At 67.1% G+C, this 20,481-nt stretch carries 18 protein-coding genes and 1 pseudogene; 7 read left to right on the top strand and 12 right to left on the bottom strand.

The genetic code is table 11. The features are described 5' to 3' along the window. Positions 1–16 precede the first annotated feature (16 nt). The 6 genes from HMPREF0975_RS04040 to HMPREF0975_RS04015 all read right to left on the bottom strand — a co-directional run bounded on the left by HMPREF0975_RS04040 (position 17) and on the right by HMPREF0975_RS04015 (position 7,708). On the bottom strand, positions 17–1,672 hold the full coding sequence (locus tag HMPREF0975_RS04040; RefSeq protein WP_009232864.1) for a proteasome accessory factor PafA2 family protein: 1,656 nt from the start codon (positions 1,670–1,672) through the stop codon (positions 17–19). Next, a complete protein-coding gene (gene arc, locus HMPREF0975_RS04035) occupies positions 1,669–3,378 on the bottom strand; it encodes a proteasome ATPase (RefSeq protein ID WP_009232863.1) in 1,710 nt (569 codons plus the stop codon). Before arc ends, HMPREF0975_RS04040 begins: the two co-directional genes overlap by 4 nt. Next, entirely contained in the window at positions 3,371–4,468 is a 1,098-nt protein-coding gene (locus HMPREF0975_RS04030; RefSeq protein ID WP_009232862.1) for a tRNA (adenine-N1)-methyltransferase, read from the bottom strand. Before HMPREF0975_RS04030 ends, arc begins: the two co-directional genes overlap by 8 nt. Before the next feature lie 30 nt (positions 4,469–4,498). After that, complete coding sequence (locus HMPREF0975_RS04025; RefSeq protein ID WP_009232861.1) at positions 4,499–5,293, bottom strand: family 1 encapsulin nanocompartment shell protein; 795 nt, start codon at positions 5,291–5,293, stop codon at positions 4,499–4,501. After that, positions 5,290–6,429 carry a Dyp-type peroxidase gene (locus HMPREF0975_RS04020; RefSeq protein ID WP_009232860.1) on the bottom strand — a complete coding sequence of 380 codons (1,140 nt, stop codon included), beginning with the start codon at positions 6,427–6,429 and terminating at the stop codon, positions 5,290–5,292. The genes HMPREF0975_RS04025 and HMPREF0975_RS04020 overlap by 4 nt, the downstream gene beginning before the upstream one ends. A 148-nt stretch (positions 6,430–6,577) precedes the next feature. After that, positions 6,578–7,708 (bottom strand): peptidase M50, encoded by a 1,131-nt coding sequence (locus HMPREF0975_RS04015; RefSeq protein ID WP_049939479.1) that lies wholly within the window; start codon positions 7,706–7,708, stop codon positions 6,578–6,580. Between HMPREF0975_RS04015 and HMPREF0975_RS04010 the strand changes: the two genes are divergently transcribed. The 5 genes from HMPREF0975_RS04010 to HMPREF0975_RS03995 all read left to right on the top strand — a co-directional run bounded on the left by HMPREF0975_RS04010 (position 7,707) and on the right by HMPREF0975_RS03995 (position 11,542). Beyond that, positions 7,707–8,783 carry a RecB family exonuclease gene (locus HMPREF0975_RS04010; protein ID WP_009232858.1) on the top strand — a complete coding sequence of 359 codons (1,077 nt, stop codon included), beginning with the start codon at positions 7,707–7,709 and terminating at the stop codon, positions 8,781–8,783. The two genes, HMPREF0975_RS04015 and HMPREF0975_RS04010, sit on opposite strands and share 2 nt — an antisense overlap. 58 nt (positions 8,784–8,841) lie before the next feature. Next, positions 8,842–8,964, top strand: a complete 123-nt coding sequence (locus tag HMPREF0975_RS17085) for a hypothetical protein (RefSeq protein WP_021606165.1) — start codon at positions 8,842–8,844, stop codon at positions 8,962–8,964. A 207-nt stretch (positions 8,965–9,171) separates the two neighbouring features. Further along, complete coding sequence (locus HMPREF0975_RS04005) at positions 9,172–10,257, top strand: YeeE/YedE family protein (RefSeq protein ID WP_009232857.1); 1,086 nt, start codon at positions 9,172–9,174, stop codon at positions 10,255–10,257. Between the two features lie 59 nt (positions 10,258–10,316). Continuing rightward, positions 10,317–10,538 (top strand): sulfurtransferase TusA family protein, encoded by a 222-nt coding sequence (locus HMPREF0975_RS04000; RefSeq protein WP_009232856.1) that lies wholly within the window; start codon positions 10,317–10,319, stop codon positions 10,536–10,538. 23 nt (positions 10,539–10,561) lie between these two features. Next, positions 10,562–11,542: an aldo/keto reductase gene (locus tag HMPREF0975_RS03995; RefSeq protein ID WP_009232855.1), complete on the top strand. Its 981-nt coding sequence runs from the start codon at positions 10,562–10,564 to the stop codon at positions 11,540–11,542. A gap of 156 nt (positions 11,543–11,698) precedes the next feature. Here HMPREF0975_RS03995 and HMPREF0975_RS03990 read toward each other — a convergent pair whose 3' ends face one another. From HMPREF0975_RS03990 to HMPREF0975_RS03965, 6 genes are all read right to left on the bottom strand, one after another. Continuing rightward, positions 11,699–12,019 (bottom strand): hypothetical protein, encoded by a 321-nt coding sequence (locus HMPREF0975_RS03990; RefSeq protein WP_009232854.1) that lies wholly within the window; start codon positions 12,017–12,019, stop codon positions 11,699–11,701. 74 nt (positions 12,020–12,093) lie between these two features. Then, complete coding sequence (locus HMPREF0975_RS03985) at positions 12,094–13,194, bottom strand: NAD(P)/FAD-dependent oxidoreductase (RefSeq protein WP_009232853.1); 1,101 nt, start codon at positions 13,192–13,194, stop codon at positions 12,094–12,096. A 46-nt stretch (positions 13,195–13,240) separates the two neighbouring features. Continuing rightward, positions 13,241–15,292 (bottom strand): M3 family metallopeptidase, encoded by a 2,052-nt coding sequence (locus tag HMPREF0975_RS03980; RefSeq protein ID WP_009232852.1) that lies wholly within the window; start codon positions 15,290–15,292, stop codon positions 13,241–13,243. A gap of 61 nt (positions 15,293–15,353) precedes the next feature. Beyond that, complete coding sequence (locus HMPREF0975_RS03975) at positions 15,354–15,920, bottom strand: TetR/AcrR family transcriptional regulator (protein ID WP_009232851.1); 567 nt, start codon at positions 15,918–15,920, stop codon at positions 15,354–15,356. Positions 15,921–15,929: 9 nt separating this feature from the next. After that, on the bottom strand, positions 15,930–17,426 hold the full coding sequence (locus HMPREF0975_RS03970) for an MFS transporter (RefSeq protein WP_156808182.1): 1,497 nt from the start codon (positions 17,424–17,426) through the stop codon (positions 15,930–15,932). Positions 17,427–17,479: 53 nt separating this feature from the next. Then, the gene (locus tag HMPREF0975_RS03965) at positions 17,480–18,622 is read right to left on the bottom strand and encodes a bifunctional GNAT family N-acetyltransferase/nucleoside triphosphate pyrophosphohydrolase family protein (RefSeq protein WP_049939426.1); all 1,143 of its coding nucleotides are present in this window, start codon (positions 18,620–18,622) and stop codon (positions 17,480–17,482) included. Between the two features lie 67 nt (positions 18,623–18,689). Here HMPREF0975_RS03965 and HMPREF0975_RS17285 point away from each other — a divergent pair. Together HMPREF0975_RS17285 and HMPREF0975_RS17280 are read left to right on the top strand one after the other, a co-directional pair. Further along, positions 18,690–18,863, top strand: a pseudogene (locus HMPREF0975_RS17285) (IS1634 family transposase); the annotation flags it as partial. A 386-nt stretch (positions 18,864–19,249) separates the two neighbouring features. Continuing rightward, entirely contained in the window at positions 19,250–19,636 is a 387-nt protein-coding gene (locus HMPREF0975_RS17280; RefSeq protein WP_156808181.1) for a transposase, read from the top strand. The last annotated feature ends 845 nt before the right edge of the window (positions 19,637–20,481 follow it).

The following is a 20,481-nucleotide window of genomic DNA, read 5'->3' as shown; positions in this document are numbered from 1 at the left end:
GTGGGCGCTGTGGGGCTCAGTCTCTCTCAGGTGCCGCCCGACGACCAATTTCCTCCAGGATAGTCACTGTCTCATCCGCGCCGACGGCGACATCGTCGGGCAGACGCAGGCGCAGCAGCTCGGGGTGGCCGGGGACATCGAGAACGAGGCAGGTCCAGGAGGCGCCCACGATCTGCGGGAAACGGTTGATGGCAGTTCCGCGGATGGCGGCGCGCGTGCCCTCCGGAGGCGCATCGGCGGCGCGCTGGACTTCGGACTCAGTGACGAGTCGGTGGATCCGGCCGGCAGCGTCGAGCTTGTCGACGACGGAGCTCCCCGGGCGCAGATCGGCCCACTGGATGTCGAGAGCAGCCAGGCGAGGATCATCCCATCCGGTGCCCGACCGGCGACGCAGCCCCTCGCACAGTTCGTACTTGGCGACCCACTCCACCAGGTGGGCCGCCGGCCCCGATCCATCGCGACTCCACTGCTCCAGGGCGCCGAGGCTCTGTTGCCACAGGCTCAGAGCGCGCTGCGCCTCGGGGTCGGCACTGCGTCTCACGGCCGGGGCGACAGCGTCGAGGTAGGTGCGTTGAACGGCCAGGGCGCTCATGGGCCCGCTCCGTGTGGGCAGCTCGTAGGCGAGGGTGGGATCGTGCGAGACGGCCCAGTGAGCCTCGACGGGGTCGCCGGTGATCGCCAACCGGTTGAGGTCTGTCAGGGCGTCCCTGAGCGCGCCGGTGCCATCGTGGTGCGCCTGTTCCAGGAACCACAGGAGCAGGTCGGTGGTAGCGACCTTGAGGTAGATGGGGACGTCGAAGCGGTTGGCGTCGCCGTTGATGACGTGCAGGCGGCGCCAGCGCGCGCCGTTGGCGTGCGGTTCGTCGCGGGTATTGATGATGGGGCGGTTGAAGGTGGTCTGCAGGCCAATCTCAGACTCGACGTAGTCGGCTCGCTGACTGATCTGGAAACCGGGCCGCTGGCTGTGCTGTCCGATGCCGACCCTCCCGGCCCCGGCCAGGACGGGGCGGGTAACCAGGAAGGGGGTAAGGACCGCGGCCAGCTCCTCGAAGGGCACATCGCGCCGCACGAGGTAGTTCTCGTGAGATCCGTAGGACGCCCCCTTGCCGTCGACATTGTTCTTGTACAGGACGATCCCCTCTGGTGCGCCGGCGCTGCCACCACCGTCACTCAGAGCCGTCATAGCGCGCCGGGCAACCACTTCCCCGGCCCGATCCCAGACCAGGGCGTCGCGCGGGGTGAGGACCTCCGGTGAGGAGTACTCGGGGTGGGCGTGGTCCACATAGAGCCTGGCACCGTTGACGAGAACCGCCGTCGTCGCACGGGGAAGCGCCGCCTCGGCGGCGCTGGGGCGGGCGCGTGAGCCCCAAGGGGCGGGCGGCGGGTCCGCTTCACCCCCTGACGGCGCCAGGCGCGTGGGATCGTCGGTGAGCTGGCTGGGGTGGGCGACGGAGCGCTGGAGCCTACCGCCGCGCAGGTCGGCCAGGGGGTCCTCGCCCTCATAGTCCCAGCGCACGCCGGGAACGTCGGCGCAAGCGCAGTAGGCCTCCACGACCTGGCTGGAGAGGATGACGGGATTGGCGTACGGGTCGCCCGGACGCAGCACCCCGAACTCGGTCTCCAGGCCGACGGGACGCGTTACCGGCCCCGGTTGAAAGCCGATGTCGTTCATGCGCTCTCCTCCTTCCCGAGTCTGCGCACGCTGCGGATCTCCGAGGTACGGGCGCCGATGAGCCGAGCCCATCCCTCGGGTGTCGTGGCACCGGTGATCTCCTCGTTCTGCCGGGCCTCGGTCTCGACGGCGGAGCTGAGCCTGTCCGCGCTCAGTCCCCCCTCTCCCCCGGCGAGCTCGTCCTTGATGGAGGCGGTCTTGGCGCGGGAGACGATAGCGGCCAGCATGGCGCCGCTAACCAGATCAGCCAGGTGGAGAGTGCGCCTGACGGTGGCGTTCGCGGCCGCGCGCGCCTCGGTGATCTCCAGAACGGCGGTGGTCTCGTTGCGGACGTAGAGCGCCTCGACGACGACTCGGCGCAGAAACGCGGCCGTGGCCCCACGGTCTCCCCCATGAGCCGCGAGCTCAGCAGGAGCCAGAGGCAGGTCGGCGGTGAGATGCCGGGCGAGAATCTCCTCAGCCCCGGACGCATCGGGCCGGTTGATACGGATCTTCAGATCCAGGCGCCCGGAACGCAGGATGGCGGGGTCGATCATGTCCTCACGGTTGGAGGCGCCGATGATGACGACGTTGCGCAGGGACTCCACACCGTCGATCTCCGCCAGGACCTGCGGCACGATCATGGTCTCGACGTCGGAGGACACACCGGTGCCGCGGGTGCGGAAGAGCGCCTCCATCTCATCGAAGAAGATGACCACCGGTCGGTCCTCGGCAGCGGCCTTGCGGGCCTGATCGAAGATGGCGCGGATCTGGCGCTCGGTCTCGCCGACGAACTTGCTCAGCAGCTCAGGGCCCTTGATATTGAGGAACGCGGCCGAGCGGCTCCTCGTAGCGGAACCACTTCCGGAGCCGGCCAGTGAAGTGGCGACGGCCTTGGCGATGAGGGTCTTGCCGCAGCCCGGTGGACCGTAGAGCAGCAGTCCCTTGGGGGCGCGCAGCCCGTAGGCCTGGAAGAGGTCCGGGTGGGTGAAGGGAAGCTCGAGAGCGTCGCGGATCTGCTCGATCTGCGGCCCCAGTCCCCCGATATCCGCCCAGGAGACGTCGGGGGTCTCGGCAACGACGAGCTGCTCGACGCTGGTGCGCTCGATGAGGGCCGTGGCGATATCGGCGCGCAGGTCGGCGGCAAGCGTGTCGCCGGGCTTGAGCCCCTCTCCGGTCCCGGCGACGCGGCGCAGTGAGGAGGACAGGGTGAGGATCCTTGTGCCTCCCCCACCGGTGGTCACCAGGACACGGGCGTCGTCGAGAGTTTCCTCGAGGGTGACGGCTTCACCGGTCTGGGGCTCGGGGAGGGTGGCGACGACGAGCATCTGGTCGTTGACGGCCACGAGCCGTCCGACCTGGAGGTCGGCATCGTCCACGCCGGGATGGACGTGTAGAAGCATCTGGCGGCCGGAGAGGTTCACGGCAACCTCGCGCTCTTGGGAGGTCCCGTCCCCCGCCTGTCCGGAGTCCCCGGGATCCCTTGTACTGGGAAGGCCGGTGAGCAGGCCCAAGGTCACCGGGGGCCGGGTGACGGCGTCGAGCTGCTGGCCCAGCTCGGTGATGCGCTCGCGGGCGGTGCCCAGGGCGGCGACGAGGCGCTCGTTCTTGGAGGCCAGGCTGACGGCCTGGGCACGGGCCTCGCGCAGCTGATGGCTGGTGAAGTCCTTGGCGGGCATGCCCAGCGGCTGCACCGTGTCGGCGCCGGTTGCAGACGGATCAGGCATGATCGCCGTCCTGGGAGTAGTCGGCGGTCCCGCGGCGGACGACGGTGGCGTCGGCGGGCTGCTTGGCCCGGCAGTCGCGCAGGACGCGACGAACCTTCTTGTCGGTGCTGGTGCGTTCCTTGACGTCGTCGGGCAGCCAGTAGCCGCCCTCGTCGTAGGCGCCGCGGGCGGGCGGGCGCTTGCGGGTCAGGGGCTGGGAACCGGTGGCCAGGCGCCGGGCGGTCAGGAGGAAGCCGGTGTGCGCCACCATGCGGTGGTCTGGGCGCACGGCCAGCCCATCGACGTTCCAGGTGCGGACCATGGACTCCCAGGACTCGGGCTCGGTGAACAGCCCGCTGTGGCGCAAGGCCTCCACGGTGCGCGAGAGCTGGGTGACGGTGGCGACGTAGGCCAGGAAGAGCCCGCCCGGGGCCAGGGCCGAGGAGGCGGCCTCGACGTTCTCCCAGGGGGCGAGCATGTCTAGGACCACTCGGTCGATGCTGCCCGATTCCACCCGGGCGGCGACGACGTCGGCAAAGTCTCCGGTGCGCAGCTCCCAGGCTGGGTGGTGGCGGCCGAACCAGGCATCCACGTTGGAGGCGGCGATCTGGGCGAAATCCTCGCGGCGCTCGATGGACAGCAGGTGGCCGCTCTCCCCGATGGCAGAGAGCAGGTTCATGGTCAGCGCGCCCGAGCCAACCCCGGCCTCCAGGACACGGGCGCCGGGGAAGATGTCGCCCATAGCGATGACCTGTCCGGAGTCCTTGGGGTAGACCACCTGTGCACCACGGGGCATGGACAGCACGTAGTCGGCCAGGAGCGGGCGCAGCAGGAGCAGCTCGTGGCCCGTATCGGTCTCGATGACACTGCCCTCGTCCATGCCGACGACGTCTCGATGATGGAAAGAGCCGCGCACGGACTGGAAGTAGCCGTGGGGGTCGAGCAGGAAGGTGTTCTTACGGCCCTTGGTGTCGGTGACTTGGATGCGCTCGCCGTAGCGGAAGGGCCCACGACGGCCAGCCTGTCCCAGGATCTCTTGGGGAGCCGGACGCTGGTACGGCTTCTCGAGTGAGGTCGCCGTGTGCTCGGTGTGCTCAGTCTGCTCGCTCATCAGAAGCGAGTGTATGACCGGTGCGCGGCCTCAGTGCGTCAGCACGACACTCGCCTCGGAGGTGTAAGGAAGGAAGGTGAGCGTTTCTTGGAGATAGAGCTTAATCGTCTCGGCATCGTGTGAGAGATATCCGATGGACAGGTCCTGGCCAAGGTGCAGCTCATAGTCGCCACCCCGCGTACTCAGCAGAACGGCGCCATGAATGGCGGGAGCCCATAGGACCTCTCCATCCAGGAGGCGATCGATGTGCTTGCGGATCGGGTATCCGTCATCAGTGGTCTCGGCGACGGCGGTCCACAGTTCGGCGGAAAGCAGGAGGGCGTATGGACCTTCGACTCCGGCGAGGCGGAGCTCCTTGAGGGCAGCAGCAACGGCGTCAGGAAGATCCTTCGGCTGTGGGAGCGATATGACAGGGTTAGAACTTGAGGGAACCAACCCCTCAATGCCCGCGCTCGCCAGCCCGGCGAAGACAATGCCGTCCTCAGCTCTGGCGATCTGTGCAACAGCGTCCTTGACGGGTTGCCAGTCGGAGTCCTGAGCTCCCCGGTCGACGGCATCGACGGCCTCGCGGCTAACCCGGAAGGGAACCCGCAGCTCGACGATCTGCCGGACCTGACGCTGGTGTGCCTGGACACCTGCGAAAGGGGTGTCCACGCATACCTGGTGACCGGTGCGTACTGCCGCCAAATCCTCTCCGTCGGGTCCAACCACGTCGACGACACGACGTCCGGCGATCCAGCGGATGAAGGTGCGCCGCGCCTCTTGGTCGATCTCACCCCAGGCAGCCTCGGAGATGGGGGCGAGCTGTCGATGCAGATTGTTCATACTCGGCCTTTCAGGTTTCCGATCCCAAGGGATCCGTCGGACGGCGCGGCAGCGGAGTCCGCACTGTTGCTGTGATCATCTGGTGTCTGGTCACGCGACGCTTCAGAAGACGCATTGAACCCAAGGCCCCTGGCGGCGCTCAGCTCAGTGGCGGGCTGGGTTGGGTCCTCCGGCCCGGCCTCAGGTCGGACGGCAGCGTGCGCGTACTGGTCGGCGTCGTCGAGGAAAGCGGCTGGCGGAGCAAAGAAGAGACATCCTGTCAGGGGCGTGGAGAAGTCGAGAATGCGGTCGTAGTTGCCCTCGGGCTCCCCCAGGAACATACGCCTGAGCATGAGCTCGGTGACGCGTGGGTCTGCGGCGTAGCTCATGAAGAACGTGCCCTGGTCCCCGGAGGCCTCACCGAAGGTGAGATTGTCACGCACGATCTGGAGCTCATTGCCGTCGGCGTCCTCAATGGTGTTCATAGTGACGTGGCTGTTGGTGGGCTGCTCATCATCGGGAAGCTGGATGTCATCGAGCTTGGTGCGACCGATGACGCGTTCCTGTTCCTCGACGCTCAACGAGTCCCAGGCGGTGAGGTTGTGGATGTACTTCTGCTCAATGATGTAGCTGCCGCCCGCCCAAGCACCTTCGTCGATGAGCGCCGCTGCGACGGCCGCCTGCCCCCGCGGACTCTCGGTACCGTCGACGAAGCCCAGAGGGTCTCGATCATCGAGGTAGCGGAAGGCGTGGACCTCATCGGAGGTGTCAACCACGGAGCCCAGTCGGCGCATGATCTGGCGAACCAGCTCGAAGCACATGTCGAGCGTTGAGGCGCGCAGGTGGAAGAACAGGTCTCCTGGCGTCGACGGAGCACTGTGCTTTCCTCCCTGAAGTGCCGTGAAATCATGCAGATACTCAGGTCGCGGCACATCAAAGAGACGGTCCCACATGCCTGCCCCAATGCCGACGACACAGCTGAGCATCGTCTCGGGGTAGCGAAAACCAACGGCCTGGGTCAACCCGGACACATCGGTCAGCAGATCGATGACTTGGGCCTCGCCCCCGCTCCGTACGGTCACGGTGAGGAAGATCGATGCCTTGGCCGGCGAAGCCAGGATCGCCTGAGAGAGGTCCTGAGAGTGGATGTCGCTCATGGTTCACCTTAGAAGATGACGCTAACACGGATACCCGGAAGCATTTGATCCGAACTGAAGGTTATCATTCACAGTACGTTCGGTCCCGATGAGCTTAACGATCTTGTCGCATGGTCGGGCGGCTGGTCGCTTCAGTCGCCGCTGCCCCTCAGCGCGCGCCGGTGGGAACGGCTCCGCTCAGGGTCCCTGAGTCCACGAGCACCAGCCAGCGCGACACCTCTCGGGCTCGTTTCATGGCGTCGGCGGCCGCCTGGCCGGTCAGCTCAGTCGTCACCGCCGCTGCTGGCAGCACCGTGCAGACCTGGCCCGCGGTCACGCCGGCGACGGAAGGGGAATCCGTCGTATCTGCCGCGCCGCCCAGCCCGACCTCGTCGAGACAGGCCGCGTCGATCGCACCCACGAGCTCGGTCCCGTCTATCACCAAGACGAGGGCGGTCCCGCCTGCGAGCGCCTCGCGTACCTGAGACAGGGGCGTATCGGGTCCGACGACGCGCACGGGCCGGGCCAGCTCGCGAAGGTCCAGCTTAGAAGCGGCCCGGGCACCTCCTCCGAGCTCGAGGACCTGCCAGCTGGAAGCCACGATCGACCATCCCACCATGACGACCAGGATGAGATTGAAGGCGTCGGGCTGGCGGCCCTGCAACAGAAGCGGGCGCAGAATCCACCACCACACGACGGCGCCGACCACGACGAGTCCTCCCCAGCCGGCCGCTTTGAGGCCGAGCCGGCGATTACCGGTCATCTGGACGACGAGCGCGGCCAGGGCGTAGCCGCCATCGAGGGGAAGCCCCGGCAGAGCGTTGAAAATGGCCAGGGCCAGGTTGACCAGCGTCACTGCCCACACGGTGAAGGCCACGGGAACCGAGAGGCGCACGGAGTCCTGCACCAGCGTCCCGATGAGCCAGATGAGCAGGTTGGTGGCAGGGCCGGACAGGGAGGTGGCCAGATCCTTCCACGCGGTCCACTCGCGTGCCGGCCCGAACGAGGTACGGCCTCCCCACAGGTAGAGCTCGTAGCGGGTGGGGCGCCGTCCCATGAGGGTGCCGGTCAGCCCGTGGGCCAGCTCGTGCAGGAGGACCGAGCCGGCGACACCCAGGACCGTGGCGACCACGACGGCCAGCACGGTCGTGGTTCCGAATACCCCGAGGGCGGAGGAGACCAACGGGTACCAGCTTCCGGCAATGAGCAGTCCGAGCAGGAGGGAGGTCGGCGCGATGACGACGGGAGCGCCACCGATACGGGCGATCACCCATTCGCCGGTCGATGAGGAGGCAGGCATGGGCGCGAGCCTAACGCCGTCGGGGACGGCTCGCCGCATCGGCTCGGAGGCCACAGCCGATTCCCGTACCGACCGCGGCGCGCGCTGTGGAGCAGCCGCCTTCATCTCCGGCGTCCTGTCACCTCCTCGCGGTAGCGTCACCCCCATGTCCAGCGAGCCGCACACCGTCACCACCTCGCCCGCCCAGGCCCATGTCAGGCCCACCGGCCCGGGTTCCGTCGGCAGCCTGGGGCGCGGTTCCATAGAGCGGCGCCGCGCGGCGCTGTCCCCTTCCCGGGCGAAAGACTTCATGCAGTGCCCGCTCATGTTCCGACTGCGCACAGTCGACCGTCTCCCCGAGCCCGGTTCCCTGGCCACGCACAAGGGGACGGTTGTCCACGGCGTGCTGGAGCGTCTCTACGACCTGCCGGCCTCCGATCGCCGCCCCGAGACGGCTCTTGATCTACTGCCCAGCCAGTGGGAGTCCCATCGGGAGAAGAACCCGGAGGTCATGGAGTTGTTCGAGGACTCCGCCGGGGTGGAGAGCTGGTTGGATGAGGCTCGTGGGCTCATCCGCACCTACTTCACCTTGGAGAACCCTCAGCGCCTGGAGCCCGCCGAGCGAGAGCTCTTCGTCCAGACCGAGACCGGTGATGGCCTGCTCCTGAGGGGCTTCGTCGACCGCCTGGACGTGGCCCCCGATGGCGCCATGCGCGTGGTCGACTACAAGACCGGTCGCAGCCCGGGCACGCGCTTCATGGAGGAGGCGCTGTTCCAGATGCGTTTCTACGCCCTGGTCCTGTGGCGCCTGCGCGGGCGGGCGCCGGCCCGGCTCCAGCTGGTCTACCTCAAGGATGGACGCGTTCTGACCCACGATCCTCGCCTGGCGGAGCTGGAGCGAACCGAGACCCGCCTGGCCCACCTGTGGGACGAGGTCGAAGACTGCGCCCGCTCCGGGGAGTTCCGTCCACGCCGTTCCCGGCTGTGCGACTGGTGCGCGTTCCAGGAACAATGCCCGCTCTTCGGCGGTACCACGCCGCAGATACCCCACGACGGAGTCACCCGCCTCCTGAGTGCCCGCCGTACTGTCGCCTGATCTCAGCCACCGTTCAGCAATTGCGGCGGCGAGAAACCATCGGTACAGTCCGTGGCGGTTGACAACCGTCGCCAACCACTTCCCAACGGAGAAGCACATGAACGTCGCCCAGGCTCGCACCGCCCGCACCGCCCTGCGCGGAGCCGGCATGTGTATGCGCTGCCTGGTTCGGGCGTTCTGAGGCGGTCTCAGACAGATCGTTCTCTCCGGCTCCCGGCGCCTCTGAAACAGCGCCTCATCAGCCGCGTCCAGCCAGGCCTCCACTTCACTCCCCCACCGGATGACGTGGCCTGTCTCTGTTCTTTGTTCTTTCTTCGCCTATGCTGCGTCACCGGTCCCCATGCAGGCTGCTTGTGCCAAAAAGTAGCAGCCGGACAAGGACCACACCGTGCCATCACCCACCATCCTTACTGGACTCGTCATTGGAGCCGTCCTCGGTTTCATCCTTCAACGGGGCCGTTTCTGCATCACCGGGGCCTTCCGCGACCTGTGGGTCTCCCGCTCCTGGCGCTGGTTCACAGCCTTCCTGCTGGCCATCGCCGTTCAGGCGGTCGGAGTCGCAGTACTCACCGGCGCAGGCTCCATCACACCTGAGATCCCCAAATTGTCAGTGGTTGCCACCGTTGTCGGTTCCTTCCTCTTCGGAGTCGGGATCGTCCTGGCCGGAGGCTGCGCCACCGGTACCTACTACCGCGCCGGCGAGGGCCTGGTCGGCTCCTGGTTCGCGCTCGTGGCATACGCCACCGCTGCGGCCGCATCGAAGACCGGAATCCTGTCGGGAGTGACCACCTGGATCAAGGGACTATGGGTCACCAACCTCACCACCATCCCCGCCTCCATCGGCGTGCCAGATTGGGTCGGCGTCGTCATCCTGGCCGGAGTCACCGGCGTGGTCGTGCACCGCTTCATCATCCTGGGACGCAGCCGCCCCGCCCAGGTCCAGCTGCCCGCACAGCGCACGGGCCTGGCTCACCTACTGCTGGAGAAGCAGTGGAACCCGCTGGTGACGGGACTCCTCGTCGGGATCGTCGCCATCGTCGCCTGGCCCACGTCCTGGGCCTCAGGACGCCCGGATGGGCTCGGAATCACGACGCCGTCATCGAACCTGGCGAGCCTCATCATCACCGGTGACCCCAAGCGACTCGACTGGGGCGTGCTCCTGGTCGTAGGAATCCTGTTCGGTTCCTACATCGCGGCCAAGGCCTCCGGAGAGTTCCGCGTCCGCGTGCCCAGTGCCCAGGTTATCCAGCGCTCCATCATTGGCGGCATTCTCATGGGAATCGGCGCCGCCTGGGCCGGGGGCTGCTCGATCGGTAACGCCCTGGTGCAGACCTCGCTCCTGTCATGGCAGGGCTGGGCCGCCCTCGTCTTCCAAGTCCTGGGGGTCGGGGCTGCCGCCTGGTTCCTTCTCATCCGTCCCCGGCAGCGGCGTCGCGCCGAACGCACCGCCGTCCGTACCCCCGCCACCGTCTGACACTCACCGGCAGTCCACCGACGACGTCACGGCAACGCACTACAACCAAGGAGATACTCATGCGCACTGTTCTGGAGACCACCGGCCAAGTCTGCCCCTTCCCAGTCATCGAGGCGGAGGAGGCCATGGAGGACCTCGATATCGGCGACGAGCTCGTCATCGGCTTCGACTGCACCCAGGGTACTCAGTCTCTTCCCGCCTGGGCTGCCGACAACGGTTATACCGTCACCGAGTTCGAGCGCACCGGCGACGCGGCCTGGACCATCACCGTGCGCAAGTAGACCGAAACGCTACGGTTGGACCTATGGAGCACAGGAGACTGGGCCGGACCGGCCTGAGAGTGTCCTCCGTGGGTCTGGGCACAATGACCTGGGGCCGGGACACCGATGAGCTCGAGGCCAAGGAGCAGCTCGACATCTTCCTCGACGCCGGAGGCACCCTCGTGGACACAGCCGCCTCCTACGGCGAAGGCGTCAGCGAGGAGGTCATCGGAGCGCTCCTGCGCGAGCACGTGGATCGTCAGGACCTCGTCCTGGTCTCCAAGGCCGGAGTGCGCACCTGGCGCACCGGGGAGCGGTCCTCGGTGGCCGACGCGTCCCGCGGCTCACTGCTGGACACGCTGGACACCAGTCTGGCCCGACTGGGCACCGACCACCTCGACCTGCTGCTGGTTCAGGTGCCCGACCCCACCACCTCCCTGGAGGAGACGGCCCATGCCCTGAGCCTGGCCGTCTCCTCCGGCCGCACTCGCTACGTGGGGATCGCCAACCACCCGGCCTGGGCGTCGGTGCGCATGCACGATCTGCTCAGCGAGAACGGTCGGGGGCCGGGACTGGCCGCTGTCGAGGTGGAGCATTCGCTGCTCTCCCGGGGTATCGAACGCGAGCTCATGCCCGCCTCCCAGGCCCTGGGTTTCGGCATCCTGGGCTATGCGCCCCTGGGGCGGGGGGTCCTCACGGGCAAGTACCGGGCGACGATTCCTCCTGACTCGCGGGCCGCCTCACCGCACCTGCGCTCCTACGTATCCCCCTATCTGGGAGATCCGCACCGGGGTGTCGTCGAGGCCGTGGCCACCGCTGCCTCGGGCCTGGACCGCAAGCCGGCCGAAGTGGCCCTGGCCTGGGCCCGTGACGCCACCGGGATCGCCTCCACCATCGTGGGGGCGCGTACACCGGCTCAGCTCCAGGGCGTGCTCTCAGCCGACGACCTGGAGCTTCCGGTTCAGATCCGCCACGCCCTGGACGAGGTCACCTCGTTGCAGCTCGGTTACCCCGAGCGATTCTGAGCCACCCCGGCCAGCACTCAGCCCCTCACGAGGGTGAGCTCCATTGCTCGCCGACCTCGTGGGCGCGTCCATGCCGAGGACCTCACAGAGAATAGTGGGGCCCGCGCACCTGGCGCGGGCCCCACTACTGAACGATGGGCTGCCGAGAAACCTCAGTCAGTCGTCGTCATCGTCGTACTCGCCGTCGTCGTCATAGTCCTCATCATCATCGTCATCATCATCGTCGTCGTACTCGCCGTCGTCGTCATAGTCCTCGTCATCATCGTCATCATCACCGTCGGAGTCGAAGGCCTCGAAGGGAAGCTCGATGCCGTAGGCGGTGAACAACGAGTCATCGTAGGTGAAGAAGGCGTCCTGAAGAGCGTTCTCGGCCGCGACCACGGCCGGGGAGAGCTCGTCGCCGGTCGCGGCAGCATCCAGGTGCGCCTCGAAGGCGGCGATGAGTCGGTTGAGCGCGGACCGCGGGTCGTTCGTCATGTGGGACACACTACCGGCTCTCTCTCCGCCCGGTGCACAAGCGAGCCACTATGGCGGCTCGCGTCGCACCGCCGTCATGAGTCCTGGTCGACTCCCAGCTCCTGGCAAATGAAGCCCAGGAAGAGATCCTCCCCCTTGATCCTACTGGTCTCCTCGGGCCCGACGACGATGCGCACGCCGTCACGCAGAATCTGGGAGGCGCCGCCGTGGGGGCCGAGGGGCAGGATGATCCGCTCAGTTCCGGGCGTGTAGGTCGTGCTGGGCTCCCGACCCGCGATGAGGTCGGCGATGTTACTGGCGACGACTCGGGCATGCGCCCGAGCGGCGTCGGCTCGCTTGGACTCGCGCACGTCGGTGATGTCGCCGATTGCCCAGACCCCGGGGTGGTCCATCACGCGCAGGTACTCGTCGACGCGTATCGTTCCGTCGTAGTGGCGGACCTCGTCATAGTCCTCACTGAGGAATCCGGTGGCGGCCGCCGAGCCGTAGGCGCGGAACCACATGTCCGCCTCCAGAAGGCGTCCTCCCTGGGTGGTGACTCGGAAGGGCGAGAGCACACCGACGTCGATCGGGGGCAGGAAGCTGAGGGAATCGCCGGTGATGATCTCCACCCCGCGCTGGACCAGTTGGTCGGAGATGGCCTCGCGGATCTCAGGCTTGTAGTCGCCGGCGGGCAGGATCCTCTCGGCGGCCTCCAGCATCGTCACCTTGATGCCCGGGAACGCCGAGGTGATCTCCCCGGCCAGCTCGATGCCGACTGCCCCGGCTCCCACGATGAGCACCCGCGAGGACTGCTCGAGGTTGGCGTGAACCCGTTCGATGCGGGCCTTGGCGATGATGGATGAGGACTCCATGTGCTTGGCCGGGAAGGGGTAGGCGGTCCCGGTGGCCAGTACAAGGTAGTCGGCCTCGATCGGCCCGTGCCCGGAGACCTCGACGGTGGTTCCGCGCACGGCCAGCGCCGTTCCGTGGACGACGCGCCCGTTGGTTAGGAGCCGGTCGTAGGGCAGGAAGATCTTCTCCGCCCAGTCCCGGTCGACCGCCGCCCGCAGCGCTGCGGCATGGCTGACGAAGGTGTCCTTCTGCTCCACGAGGGTGACCTCGGCGACGTCGTCGAGGGCCTTGGCGACGGTGATACCGCCGTATCCACCGCCGACGATGGTGACGCGAGCCATATTGTGTTCCTTCCGGTGATGAGAGTGAGGAGGCGGACCGCGCCCGTCAGGTGAGTCCGCGGCGTTTGAGAAGGGGCAGGATGCTGGGTTCGCGCCCGGTGAAGGCGCGGTAGGAGACCAGCGGGTCTCGGGAGTCGCCACGGGCGAGGAACTCACGGCGGAAGGACTCCCCGGCCTGGCGGTTCAGGCCGAGGTCGCCGTTGATCGCACCATCGGTGGTGAACCACTCGATGGCGTCGGCATCCATGACCTCGCTCCAGATGTAGGCGTAGTAGGCCGCGCTGTAGCCGCCGGCGAAAATGTGGGAGAAGTAGGTGGTGCGGTAACGCGGGGGCACGAGCGCGTCGTTGATCCCGGCCTCGGCCAGGGCGTGGTTCTCGAACCCCTCCACCTCGGCAACATCGTGTGGCACCTCGGCGGGGGCCAGTGTGTGCCAGGCCTGGTCGAGCAGGGCTGCTCCCAGGTACTCCGTGGTGGCGTAACCCTGCCCGAAGGTGCCTTGGCCGCGCAGCTGTTCGGCCAGCTCGGCCGGCAGGGGCTCGCCGGTGTCCACGTGGCGTGCGTAGCTGGACAGCACCTCGGGGTGAAGGGCCCATTTCTCGTTGAGCTGGCTGGGGAACTCGACGACGTCCCGAGGCACGGCGGTCCCGAAGGCCGAGGGGTAGCGGGCCTCGGAGAGCAGGGCGTGCAGGGCATGTCCGAACTCGTGGAAACAGGTGATGACCTCGTCCCAGGTCAGCAGGGCCGGGCCGGAGGTGGGCTGCTCGATATTGCAGCAGTTGATGACCACTGGCCTGCGGCCGGCGAGCGCCGAGCCGGTGACGAGGCTGTCCATCCAGGCGCCCCCGGACTTACCGGCTCGGGCGTAGTAGTCACCGACGAAGAGCCCTATAACCGGCGCCTCCGATTCCTCACCGTCGCGCACCTCCCAGACTCGTACGCCTGGGGCGTACATGTGCTCGGCCAGGTCCTCGCGCTCGTGGAAGGTGATGCCGTAGAGACGGTTGGCGGCGTAGAAGACGCCCTCGGTGACGACACTCCACAGCTCCAGGTAGGGGGCCAGAATTTCGTCGTCGACACCGAAGCGGTCCTTGCGCTCTGCGGTTTCGTAGAGGGGCCAGTCGGCGGGGCCGAAGGTCTCCCCCGCCTGGGTCTGGGGGTCACTGTCCATGCGGGCGGCGTAGACCTGGGCGTCGCGTCGGGCATTGGCCATGGCGGGCGGGGTGAGGCGGGCCAGCATCTCGGACACCGCCTCAGTGGTTCGTGCGGCCGACTCCGCGGCCACAAGGGCGGCGTGGTGCGGGTAGCCCAGGAGGGCGGCCCGTTCGGCACGCAGCGCCGCGAGCTCCAGGACGATTCCCCGGGTGTCGCCGGCGTCGTCCTGCTTACCCAACCCTCGACTCATGGACCTTTCCAGAAAGGCGCGTCTGGCGCTGTGGGGGCGGGTGGTGGCCAGGGAGGGCGGGACCGTGACGTTGGCAACCTCAGCGGCATGCATGGCCTCGGTGGCCAGGACGGAGAAACGCATCTTGAGCGCGTTGACGCGGGCGTTGATCGCCTTGAGGGCATCTGTGTCGGACTCGTCCAGGCCGACGCCGTTGCGCTCGAACTCCTCGACGGTCAGACGGATGAGACGGGCGGTCTCGGCGTCGATGACGGCGTTGTCGGTGTCACGTGCGTCCTCGCCGTCGGGTGCGGCCGCGACGAGGTCGTCAAGGGTCTTGAAACGCCGATAGAGACGCGAGTCGAGGTGGTAGGCGTCGGAGTGCTCCGCCAGCTCGGGAGCGAGCGCCTCCTCGAGCTCATCGAGGTCCGGGCAGTCGGTGGCGGAGGTCAAGGCGTCCAACACCGTCAGCGCTCGCTCCAGCAGTTCCCCGGATCGCTCCAGGGCATCGACGGTGTTGGCGATCGTGGGTTCGGCCTCGTTGGTGGCGATCGCCTCCCACTCCTGGCGCTCCGCAGCCATCCCGGCACGGATGGCCGGTTCGATGTCGGCGTGGTCCACGGCCGTGAAGCCGGGCAGGCCAAGGTCGAGCGGCCATGGCTTGGCGAAGACGTTCGACTCCGGGAGGTCGGTGCCGTCGGTGGTCTCGCTCATGGGCCCATCGTGCCATGAGCCGGAGGCTTCTCAAGTACAACAAGCAGGGGTTTGTGGGTCATTAGTCCTTACCGAAAGATCTATCACGTACCTGGTCAGGCACGTTTCCTGCCGCCAGGGACACAATGAGCTCGGCGATCTCGGGATCGTCAGGGTCCTGGCTGTCACTGTCAACGGCGCGGTTGGCCCACCATCCATCCACCGCCAGCAGCGCCACGCGTTGCATCGAGGTCAGCTCGGAAATCTCCCCCACCCACTCACGGCGCAGCGCGTTCCAGGCGTCCTTGAGCATCTCCGCCTCCGGCGTGGCCGAGAGCACGAAGCTGACCTCGCCGGGGAGGATCTCGCCGTCGACGACGGAGCGCGTCAGGGCATCGATGCGTTCGGCGCGGCTCGCCTCGTCCAGCGGCTTGCCCAGTGCCTCCAGTGCCTCGGCCCGCCATCGCTCCTGGAAGGCGCTCGCAATTCCCTCCAGGAGCTCGGCCTTGGTATGGAAGTGGTAGATGATGCCGCCACGAGTCAATCCGACGTGCTCGGCCAGAGCGTCGAAGGTGAGCGTGTCGAACCCGTCACAGTGTACGAGCTCGAGTGCCCCGGTGATGATGCGGTCCCGGTTCGAGGTTCTCATGGGGTCTCCTCACTCGTCATCACTGGTGACCGGAACATGACGCGCGGCCATGACGCCCGCGACCAGGAGGATCACGGCGGCGATGACGGCGGTGGCCTGCATGGCGTAGGTGAAGGCCGTCTGGGTCTGGGCCAGCAGCCGAGCCTGCCCGGGATCGGTCCGGTCGATGACGCCCGACAGAGTGGCCAGGGACTGCTCGGCGGCATCGACCACCCGGACTGGAAGACCGGAAGGGGCCTGCCCAAGCAGACACCGGTAGCCGACGTCCTGGATCGTACCGAGCACCGCGATCCCCAGAGCGACGCCGAGTTCGAGTCCGGTTTCGGAGATGGCGGAGGCCGCTCCGGCCCGATCCGCCGGCACCGATCCCAGGACCGCCCCGGTGGAGACCGTGAAGGCCATGCCGATACCGGCGCCGATGATGAGCAGGCCGACGCAGATCACAACGATTCCACCGTAGGACTCCCCCAGAGCAACCACAATCAGTCCCACCGCGGCCATGAGCAGGCCACTTCCGAGCGCCCGACCGTTGCCAAGTCGGCGCACCACCGCAGCCACGACTGCGACAACGACGATGGAGGCCAGCGATGCGGGCAGCTCGGTCAGTCCCGCTCGGAGCGTGGAGTAGCCCCGAACGAGCTGGAGGTACTGGGAGAAGAAGTAGAGGAGGCCGGACAGCGCGAAGATCGCCAGGACAGTGGCCGCAATCGCCCAGGTGAATGCGGGTCGTCTGAAGAGCTCGACGTCGATCAGCGGCGTGGCCAGCGTACGTTGACGCCTGAGGAACAGCCATCCGCCGACGAGGCCGCCCACCAGTGCTGCTACCGCGATGACGGTAAGGCCGTCGTGGGCGAAGGACTTGACGGCGTAGGTGATCGGCACGATGGCCAGGACCGACAGGATTGCGGAGACCAGGTCCACCGGGGCGCTATGGTCGTTCTTGGACTCCGGCAGGAGCCACAGACCGGCGATGATGACAATAGTCATGACGGGAACATTGATGAGGAAGACGCTGCCCCACCAGAAGTGCTCGAGCAGAATCCCACCGACCAGCGGGCCCAGCACCATGCCGCCGGAGCTGCCAGCCGACCAGATCGCGATCGCAGTGGTGCGGTGGCGGGCGTCGAGGAAGATGTTGCGGATCAGGGAGAGGGTGGAGGGCATGATCGTGGCGCCGCCGACGCCCAGCAGGGCTCGTGCGGCGATGAGGGCTCCTGCGCTGGGCGCGAAAGCCGCCATGATGCTGGCCGCGCCGAAGCCGAGAGTCCCGAGGAGCAGGAGACGCCGTCGACCGATGCGGTCGGCGACATTGCCCATGGTGACCAGGAGACCGGCCAGGGTGAAGGAATAGATGTCGCCGATCCACAGCAACCGGCTAGCTGTTGGGCTCAGGTCCACGCTCAGTGAGGGGATCGCCATCACCGTGGAGTCGATAGCCAGCAGGGTCACAGTAAGGGTCAGGACGGCCAGGGCCGCCCAGGCACGAAGTCCAGAAGCACGAGCCATGACCATAACTTACTATACATATAGTGCAGTTACGGTTGCGACGATCACCTTCTTCAGCGCAGGCTCCGGCGACGCAGCACCTCAGCCACGTCCGGCGCGAAGTAGCCCGGACCTTTAAGGACCTTGCCGTCCTCGCGGTAGATCGGCTTTCCGTCGGCGCCCAGCTTGGACATGTTGGAGCGCTGCACCTCGGCGAGCACGGCTGCCAGATCAATTCCTGTCTCCAGGGCCATGCCGTAGATGACGTAGATGAGGTCAGCCAGGGCGTCGGCGGCCTCGACGGTGTCACGAGCGCCATCGTCGGCGACCACAGCGCGGCGGTAGCCCGATTCGACCTCGGTGCGGGCCGCTTGCCCGTAGACGGCGCCGACGAGCTCGGCGAACTCCTCGGCGATGAGGCTCATACGCATGCTCAGGCTCTCGCGCTCGAGGCTGGCGCCGTCGGTCTGGACGGGAAGTCCGTAGATGTGGTGGAAACGGCGCACAAGCGCCTCGGGATCGTCCCCCTCACGCTCTCCGACGCCGTCGTGCGCCACGAGGGGAACAACACCATCGGCGTCGACAGGACCATCCCAGGGGGCTTGCGGCCTACGTGGATCATCGGGCAGCAGGGTGGCGATCCAGCCGTCACGGAGCGCTCCATCATTGAGCAGAAGACGACGCACTCGCCCCTCCCGTTGGAAGCCGAGCGACCAGGCGACCTTCCAGGAGGCCCAGTTGGGCACCAGGCCACGGTCTGAGTCATGGATGGCGCAACGCCACCGCAGTGCAGACAGGTTCAGAGGACCGTCCAGAGCGAAGGCAGTATCGATGAAGGCGGCGACGGCGCGGGTCATAGTGCCGCGCCCTTGCGCAGCCGCAGTGAGCCAGTAGCCGATCTCTCCCGTCCGAGCGTCTTCCGGACCGCTCAGAGACACACCGAGCATGCCCACCAGGGTCGACGATGCGTCGTCGTCGCCGACTTCACGCACCGCCCAGGTGAGCTCGCGGCCCTCGCTCCAGCCATCGGCAACGACCTGCTCGACAAAGAACTGCGCGTCACTGCGCTGGTAGCCGCGGGGAATGACGATCCACTCCTGGATGTCGGTCTCCCGGCAGATCTCCGCGATGCGGTCGATGTCCTCCCCGGTCGGAGTCGACAGGATGAGTGCGGGCAGACCAACGTCCGCGGCCACGGTCATCTCAAAGGGATCCATGGGGGTAATGCTAGCGTCTCGCGTCGTTAGTGACTATTTGTCAAGCCCCAAGGAGCAGGACGTGCACAAGCGTCATGAGCCGGTGTGGGAACCGGCCGAACATCCGGGCTCATGGAGAGCCGTGTGGGCCTACTCCAAGCGCCGCGCGACCCGAGACAACCAGACCCTCACGGCTCAGGCCAACCGGACCCTGGCCGTCATTGCCGGCCAGAGACATCCCAAGGCCACGCGGTTTATCACCCCGTTACCTTGTTGGTGGTCCCGGGTGGTCCGGGGCTGGGCCAGCTGCTGTGGGCATGATGTCTTGCCCCTGTCTTCTAATGATCCGGGGGGCGAAAGTCACCTGCGGCAGCCGGGCGCTGGTGACCGCTGATAAGGGGAACGGCCCGCTGTGTGTGAGGTCTTTCGCAGGCGTGGGTGCGGGACCGGTCGTCCACCGGCTGGCCCCGTATCGGCTTGACCGAGAGGCGGCAGGAGAGATGGATATCGAGGACATCGAGGTCTTCATCAGTACCGGGCGTCGGCAAGGAGAGAGCACTGGGCCACGGCCCTGAGCCGGGGAGGGCGAGCCTGTTCAATGGTTTGTGTGAGCTCTTGTGGAAGGACTGGTATTGGTTACTGCTACTGATGATGACAACAGGGCTTCTGCTGGTGGTTGGGATGTGGTCGACCGGTTGCGCTTGGCTGGGGCTGTGGATGGCTTGTTTGAGCAGAGCTGGTGCCGGGCAGGTGAACATGACTGGGGTTGATGGTCTGCTGCCGGCCCTGCACCAAGGGAGGCCCTGGAGAGGGGGCTGGCTGCTTGGCTTGAGCGAGCACCTGGGCTACGACAAGGGCGAGCCGACCACCCAGGCGCGTGGTAACGCCAGGAACGGGCCCACGTCCAAGACGGTGGACTCGTCAGGATGGGGCCCTTTGAGACCTGTGGTGCCCCGGGACCGGGTCGGGACCTTCACCCCGCGCCCGGGTAGCGCCACGGGCCAGTGCCGACCGGGGCGGGCTGGATGCGTGTGAATCACCAGGCCTGATGCGCCGGTGGAATTGAGGCGTAAGGGATATCCAGCACCACCTGGCCTCCACGCTCAGCGCGGGTGCTCGGCGTGGGGATCATTTCGAGGACCCGCCGACGCGGCCTGCTGAGGCTGTCGCGCGTGTGGCAGCACGCGTCCGCTGGAGGAGTCCTCTTTCCGGTGGTCTACCACGGGCGCGATCCGGGCCGATGGTCCGCGCCTGTTCACCGGGTCGCCTCCCGCTCAGCCCACATCGCGGTCGGGGCGGGGCATGGACGGGAGTCAAGCACGTGGCTTAAGTATCTGGGCCCGGGGAAGGAGTCTCCTTGAAGGGCGGCTCGTCTGCGCCGAGCTGGCCAACAGGGGCGTCAAGGACGTGACTGATCGTAGAAGGGGGCACCTCCCGCACAGGAGGAGCCTGTTCAATGGTTTGTGTAAGCCCTTGTGGAAGGACTGACACTGATGACTGCTACTGATGATGACAACAGGGCTTCTGCTGGTGGTCGGGATGTGGTCGGCCAGCTGCGCTCGGCTGGGGCTCTGGATGGCTTGTTTGAGCAGAGCTGGTGCCGGGCAGGTGAGCATGACCGGGACTGATGGTCTGCTGCCGGCACTGCACCAAGGGAGGCCTTGGAGAGGGGCCTGGCCGCTTGGCTTGAGCGAGCACCTGGGTTACGACAGGGGCGAGCCAACCTCCCAGGCTCGTGGTAACGCCAGAAACGGAACCACGTCCAAGACGGTGGACTCGTCAGGATGGGGCCCTTCGAGATCGGGGTGCCCCGGGACCGGGCCGGGACCTTCACCCCGCGCCCGGGTAGCGCCAAGGGCCAGCGCCGTCTGGACGGCCTC

Source organism: Actinomyces sp. oral taxon 849 str. F0330 (genome assembly GCF_000239715.1).
Taxonomy (GTDB): Bacteria; Actinomycetota; Actinomycetes; order Actinomycetales; family Actinomycetaceae; genus Actinomyces; species Actinomyces johnsonii.
The sequence above is the reverse complement of the archived record's forward strand: the minus strand, read 5'-3'. Positions and strand labels throughout refer to the sequence as shown.

Bases quoted from the DNA above. Each gene is read 5' to 3' on its own strand.
- HMPREF0975_RS04030 (WP_009232862.1), bottom strand. From the start codon at position 4,468: ATGAGCGAGCAGACTGAGCACACCGAGCACACGGCGACCTCACTCGAG.
- HMPREF0975_RS03975 (WP_009232851.1), bottom strand. From the start codon at position 15,920: ATGAGAACCTCGAACCGGGACCGCATCATCACCGGGGCACTCGAGCTC.
- HMPREF0975_RS04010 (WP_009232858.1), top strand. From the start codon at position 7,707: ATGGGCGCGAGCCTAACGCCGTCGGGGACGGCTCGCCGCATCGGCTCG.
- HMPREF0975_RS03965 (WP_049939426.1), bottom strand. From the start codon at position 18,622: ATGGATCCCTTTGAGATGACCGTGGCCGCGGACGTTGGTCTGCCCGCA.
- HMPREF0975_RS03980 (WP_009232852.1), bottom strand. From the start codon at position 15,292: ATGAGCGAGACCACCGACGGCACCGACCTCCCGGAGTCGAACGTCTTC.
- HMPREF0975_RS03995 (WP_009232855.1), top strand. From the start codon at position 10,562: ATGGAGCACAGGAGACTGGGCCGGACCGGCCTGAGAGTGTCCTCCGTG.
- HMPREF0975_RS04015 (WP_049939479.1), bottom strand. From the start codon at position 7,708: ATGCCTGCCTCCTCATCGACCGGCGAATGGGTGATCGCCCGTATCGGT.
- HMPREF0975_RS04040 (WP_009232864.1), bottom strand. From the start codon at position 1,672: ATGAACGACATCGGCTTTCAACCGGGGCCGGTAACGCGTCCCGTCGGC.
- HMPREF0975_RS04000 (WP_009232856.1), top strand. From the start codon at position 10,317: ATGCGCACTGTTCTGGAGACCACCGGCCAAGTCTGCCCCTTCCCAGTC.
- HMPREF0975_RS03990 (WP_009232854.1), bottom strand. From the start codon at position 12,019: ATGACGAACGACCCGCGGTCCGCGCTCAACCGACTCATCGCCGCCTTC.
- HMPREF0975_RS03985 (WP_009232853.1), bottom strand. From the start codon at position 13,194: ATGGCTCGCGTCACCATCGTCGGCGGTGGATACGGCGGTATCACCGTC.
- HMPREF0975_RS04020 (WP_009232860.1), bottom strand. From the start codon at position 6,429: ATGAGCGACATCCACTCTCAGGACCTCTCTCAGGCGATCCTGGCTTCG.
- HMPREF0975_RS04025 (WP_009232861.1), bottom strand. From the start codon at position 5,293: ATGAACAATCTGCATCGACAGCTCGCCCCCATCTCCGAGGCTGCCTGG.
- HMPREF0975_RS03970 (WP_156808182.1), bottom strand. From the start codon at position 17,426: ATGGCTCGTGCTTCTGGACTTCGTGCCTGGGCGGCCCTGGCCGTCCTG.
- HMPREF0975_RS17280 (WP_156808181.1), top strand. From the start codon at position 19,250: ATGATGACAACAGGGCTTCTGCTGGTGGTTGGGATGTGGTCGACCGGT.
- arc (WP_009232863.1), bottom strand. From the start codon at position 3,378: ATGCCTGATCCGTCTGCAACCGGCGCCGACACGGTGCAGCCGCTGGGC.